This window comes from Okeania sp. (assembly GCF_983059655.1).
Genome location: NZ_CEZPJD010000933.1, coordinates 1 through 2,793 on the forward strand (window position 1 = coordinate 1; position 2,793 = coordinate 2,793).

A 2,793-nucleotide genomic window follows, 5' to 3' on the forward strand; every position below is an offset into this window, starting at 1 on the left:
GAAAAACAAATTACACAAGATATTAATTTATTTAAAATCCCAGACGATATAAAAGATTTAGGTGCAGTTTTAGTGGGTATTTTAGAAGGAGGAGTAGAGAATTAAAATATTTTAATTATAAAAATTAATATGGCATTTCCCGATGTTATGAGGTACACCCATCGCGGGCAAGATGCCTATATGTTATGAGGTAAAACCATCGCGGGCAAGATGCCCGCACTATAAGACTTTACTATTCATACCTTGTACTTCATTTATCCGAAATTTGCTGTATATTATTAATGTTTAATTATCATTAACTTCGATAGGGTATTTCAACTTATGAGCAAACAATAATGTCTCAAGTCTTCTCTTTACAAAGGGATGAAAAAAATATTCGATTCAATATTTTAAGCCTCTAGCTTTCCTGCGGAATGCTGCACAAACAACCAGAGATACTGATAACTGATAACTGAAATGACTACTGTATTAAATCTTAATCCAATTACGAAACTAACTAGAGAACAATTTGTTCAACTGTGTCAAGCTAATCCTGAATTACAATTAGAAAGAAATCCTCAAAGAGAATTAATTATTATGTCCCCAGTAGGTGGTGAAAGTGGTCAAAAAGAAGCTAATTTGATTTTTTATATTGGCCTCTGGAATCATCAAACTCAGTTAGGAATAGTTTTTAGTTCTTCTACTATATTTAGTTTACCAGGAGGAGGCGATCGCTCCCCTGATGTTGCTTGGGTATCTTTAGAAAAATGGGAAAATCTTACTCAACAAGAAAGAGAAAGTTTTCCTCCTATTTGCCCAGATTTTGTGATTGAATTACGGTCTAAATCTGATAGACTTCCACCTTTACAAGCAAAAATGAGAGAATATTTAGCATCAGGTTTATTATTAGGTTGGTTAATTAATCCTCAACACAAACAAGTAGAAATTTATCGTCAAAATCAAGAGGTAGAAATTGTAACTATGCCTATTATGTTATCAGGTGAAGATATTTTACCTGGATTAAATGTGATGTTAGATTATTAAGAAGTAAGCTATCAGCTATCAGCAGTCAGCTATCAGCTTTTGAACTTATTGCAAGTAACGACTTCAAAACAATTTAGAGATTGAAAAAAAGATAATATGAAAATTATCAAAGGTACTTGGAATTATTTATTTTGGCTAGGACCAATTTTAACTATTATCGGTGTATCAGCAGGTGTTGTTTCAGGAACTTGGGAACCAATACCATTAAGTTTAATAACCACTGGTGCAGTAATAATTAGTTTGTGGATTTTTTATCAGGCTTATTCTGTAGAACAAAATTCAACTACAACTTGGTGGAGTGGAAGAGCAACCGAAGCAGGCACAAATGCAATTTTTTCCACGATTTCTGTATTAGTAATTCTGGGATTAATAAACTTTCTAGCAGTTCGCTACGAAACTAGAATAGACTTTACTGAAAACCAAAAATTTACATTATCACCACAAACTATTGAAGTATTAGAAAATCTAGAACAACCAGTTAAACTTTGGATATTTGACCGAGGTGAAAATCCTCAATACACTCAACTCATAGAAAACTATCAAAGACAAGGAAATGGTAAATTTAATTTTGAGTTAGTAGACCCCCAGGAACAACCAGGAAGAGCTAACGAATTTGGAGTTCAACAGTTAGGAGAAATTCATCTCGAAGCAGGAGAAAGAAAAGAAGTTATTATTAGTAGAAAACTAGAACCTCTCACAGAATCTAAACTAACTAATAGCATAGAAGAAATACTCGGCGACAAAATTTTAAAAATATACTTTATTCAAGGTCACGGTGAAAGGGAATTAGAAGAAGGGCAAAGAGGCTTTTCCGAAGCTCTGAAAGCTCTTGAAAATAGAAAATATATAGTAGAGTCGATAAATTTGGCAAGTATTTCTCAAGTACCTGAAGATGCAGATGTGATAATTATTGCCGGTCCGCAAAGAGAATTTTTAGAGGCAGAAGTTACTGCTTTAAAAGACTATTTAGATCGAGGTGGTGGTCTGTTTGTCATGTTAGATCCAAGTACTAATCCGGGGTTAGATGATTTATTTGAAGAATGGGGCGTATTAGTTGACGATCGCCTGGCAATAGATGACCCAAATATTGGTCGGTTAGTCGGTCTTGACCCTTGGGTGGTATTAGTTAGCAGCTATGGAGAACATCCTATTACTCAAGACTTTAGCAATGGTATTTCCTTATATCCCTTCGCTCGACCGATAGAAAGTGAAACCGTGGATGGAATAGCAGAAATTCCTCTGATTTGGACTAATGATCAAAGTTGGGCCGAAACAGATTTAAGGGGTCAGTTACAGTTTAATGAGGGTCGCGATCGCCTTGGGCCACTATCTATAGGTGTAGCTTTTACTCGTTCTTCTACTGTAGAAAAAAGTAATGAAATAGGATTAGACCTGACTCCCATTCCTCCACTTCCTGGTCAACCACCAAATGAACCAACTTCTACTTCAGAGTTAGAAGAGCAAAAAGAGATAACTTCAACAGAAGTTATTCCCCCACTTCCTGGTCAACCACCAGATGAATTTGACTCTACAGAAATAGCAGAAAAACCAGAAAATACATCTGAGGAAGCACGTTTAGTAGTGTTAGGAAATTCTCAATTTGCTACAAATGGTTGGTTTCAACAACAACTAAATAAAGATGTTTTTCTTAACTCAGTTTCTTGGCTAGGTAAACCAGAAGAGAAAATACTTTCTATTAGTCCGAAAAAAACCACAAACCGTCGTATTGCAATGAGGGTAGTACGAGCTAGATTTTTAAGTTGGATGGCA

2 protein-coding genes are annotated in these 2,793 nt (G+C 35.2%); both read left to right on the forward strand.

Going from position 1 to position 2,793, the window contains the following annotated elements; translation table 11 throughout:
* The first annotated feature begins 456 nt into the window (after nucleotides 1-456).
* Complete coding sequence (locus AC3DU7_RS30340) at nucleotides 457-1,023, forward strand: Uma2 family endonuclease (RefSeq protein ID WP_488042954.1); 567 nt, start codon at nucleotides 457-459, stop codon at nucleotides 1,021-1,023.
* 96 nt (nucleotides 1,024-1,119) lie between these two features.
* On the forward strand, nucleotides 1,120-2,793 hold a 1,674-nt coding region (locus tag AC3DU7_RS30345; protein WP_488042955.1), incomplete at its 3' end, for a GldG family protein.